Below are 2637 nucleotides of genomic sequence, written 5' to 3'. Positions count from 1 at the left end.
GCTGATGCGCAAGGTGTCGGCGGGGCCGGCGTGCGCGGCGCCATAGCGGTGCGACGTGCCGCTCAGGTCGGGCTTGAGGAACACCTGCAGGGCTTTGTCCTGGGGCCAGCCGTCGAGTTCGGTGACCATTTGCTCGAACCAGTCCGCGCTCGGGTCGGCGCTCAAGGCGTGCCCTGCGCGGATTTTTTCACTGGCGACCCTGATCGATTCGTCCGCTTCGAGCCGTTTGAGGCTGGCCTCGAGCAGCGGCGGCAAGGGTTCGTTGTACTCGTACATGCGGCGTAACGCGCCGTCTTCGGTGGCGCTGGCAACCCTTAGCTGTTCCAGTTGCGTGTCGCTGAACGGCTGTACCCGATGCCCAAGACGGCGCAGCAATTGCGCGCGCTCCCACGTGCGCGGGCGTTCGCCCTCATGGGTCACGGCGCCGTCGCCGTTCAATTGCAGGCGTGGCCGGTAGGCGTCCGGGCGTTCGGGGTGGACCACGCGGTGCGCTTCGCTGAGCGGGTCGTATTGCACCTCCAGGTGCTGGTCGCCGAGGGCCAGCAGGGTTTTGCCCTCATGCAGATGCAGGCCCGAGGGCGAGGGCACCGAGCCGTCGGGGATCGGGGTTTTCTGGGCGAACGCGCGGATGTCCGGGTTCCACAACCGCCGTGTGCCGTCGGCCCGCTCGACCGGGACCAGGCCTTCGATAAAGGGCGAGCGTTTGAGCCGCGCCAATTGACCAAGACTGCCGCCCGCCGCAAACAGGGCAAACTGCATCACGCTGTCGGCCACCCCCGTCACGTGTTCCCAGGCTTCGGTGCGCCGGCCCTCGGTCCAATCGACGAGGCCTTCGAACACCTCGTCCATGATCTGGTACGCGCTGTAGACCAGCATCAGTTCGCCGAGCACCGGCACGAACGGGGTCAGCACCAGCAACGCGGCATTGAGGATGTCGCCGAGCATCTGCTCCAGGTTGTCCCACCAGGCCCAGCGGGCGTGGCGCTCGACGTCGGCGGTGGACACGGCGAGGGTGCGCGCATCGTTGACGATTTTGTTCAGTTGCACGCGAAACAGGTAACTCCACAGGGTGTCCGCGTGGGGTGTCGGCGGGCGCTGGCGATAGTCGTCCTGCCAGCGTTGCACGCTGAAGTGCAGGTTGGGATCGCTGATCGGCGTGTCTTTCCAGCTCGGCCCGCTGTCGGTGCGGGCCTTTTGGTGCCACTGGATGTGGCTGAGGCGCGCATTGAGCCCGGCAAAAAATGCGCCGCGCTCGGCGTGGGGCACGAACTGGCTGAAGAACACCTGATAGCGCGCCCGGTCGCGCAACTGACGGGTCAGTTCGGCCATGAACGCCTGCGGCGACGGGTATTCCTTGAGCGGGTGTTCGGGGTCTTCGGCGACGTAGGCGATCACGCGGGGGCTTGGTGCGGCGATAAACAGCACGATGCCCACCAGGGCGACATTCATCACGCTGAGGGTATAAGCCTGGAGCGCCGTCGGCTGCTCGTTCACCCGCTCAAGCAGCCTGCCGTGGGCGTCGGGCTTGAGGTCACCCTTGAGCAGGGCCAGGTGCGCGGCGCTTTTCAGCGCGGCCTTGTGGCGTGCGACCACTTCGTCGTGAACCGTGCGGGCCAGTGGCGGGTGGTTGAAGCCAAGCGCCTGGCTGAGCTTGAGTTGATACTGCGCGCCGATGTCGAGCTGGCGGCAAATGGCTTTGAAGCGCTGCGCCGTGAGCCGGGCGCCGCTGATGCGGTGGCTGATCGACACGACATCGCGCTGGCCTCGCACGTCGCTCGGGCCGAGGAAGGCGAAATCGAGAAAGCGGTCGTCGGCGGCGAAGTTGCCCAGCGCCGCGTCGAGCAACGAGACGGTCTTGCTGGTCTGGGCGCCGGTCACGTTGAGCGTCCACCAGGCCTGGCTGGCGTCGACGTAGAGGCGCAGGTAGGTGTTGCGTACGTCCACGTCGCCGTAGTCGCGCAGGGCGTTTTTCAGCAAGGGTTCGGCGAAGGCGTACACATCGTTCAAGCCGGCGAGCCGTTGGTCCAGCCGGTTTTGCCGGTGCCAGCGCTCGGCAATCGCGGCCTTGAGCGGGGCTGGCGTGCTCACGACGTTGAGGCGGGCGGCTGTCAATGCGCCGAGGCGTTCAGGCGAGGCCTGGGTGAGCCAGCCCGGTAGGGCGTCGCGGATGTGCGCGTAGTGGGCGCCGTTGAAGGCGCCGTCGAGTGGCGGTAGAGCGGGCATGGATCAGGTCCTGATAAAAGGGTGATCCATGAGTGTGTTCAGCGCTGTTGCGCGGTGGTGGCAGATAGGTAGTGCAGCCCGGCGTCAGTGTTTGCCCGCCAGACACAGCGTCGGGTCGCCCGGTTGCAGGAGTGGGTTGAGCATCGGCGCCATGCCCTTGAGCACCTGCACCGGCAAGGCTGACGTGAAGGTGAAGTGCTGCGCCGACACTCCCGGCACAAACGCGGTGAGAGTGCCGAAGTGATGCGCGCCGATGTAGAACACGAAGGTCGCCGTGCGGTTGATCGATTTCGAACTGAGCATGCGCCCGCCGGCCCCCATGGCTTCGATGCGGTTATCGCCGGTGCCGGTTTTGCCGCCCATCGCCAGCGGTGTGCAAACCAATGGACAAGGGGTCAGGCACTTCATAGCGCC

2 protein-coding genes are annotated in these 2637 nt (G+C 66.2%); both read right to left on the bottom strand.

Features of this window, described 5'->3' with window-relative positions; genetic code table 11:
• A partial coding sequence (locus L9Z73_RS28880; protein WP_345894192.1) for a dermonecrotic toxin domain-containing protein occupies positions 1-2223 on the bottom strand: 2223 nt, incomplete at its 3' end.
• 84 nt (positions 2224-2307) lie between these two features.
• On the bottom strand, positions 2308-2637 hold a 330-nt coding region (locus L9Z73_RS28875; RefSeq protein ID WP_247408239.1), incomplete at its 5' end, for a hypothetical protein.

This window comes from Pseudomonas emilianonis, assembly GCF_023072625.1.
Classification (GTDB): domain Bacteria; phylum Pseudomonadota; class Gammaproteobacteria; order Pseudomonadales; family Pseudomonadaceae; genus Aquipseudomonas; species Aquipseudomonas paraveronii.
Note: the sequence above shows the minus strand (reverse complement) of the source record. Positions and strands in the feature narration are given on the sequence as shown.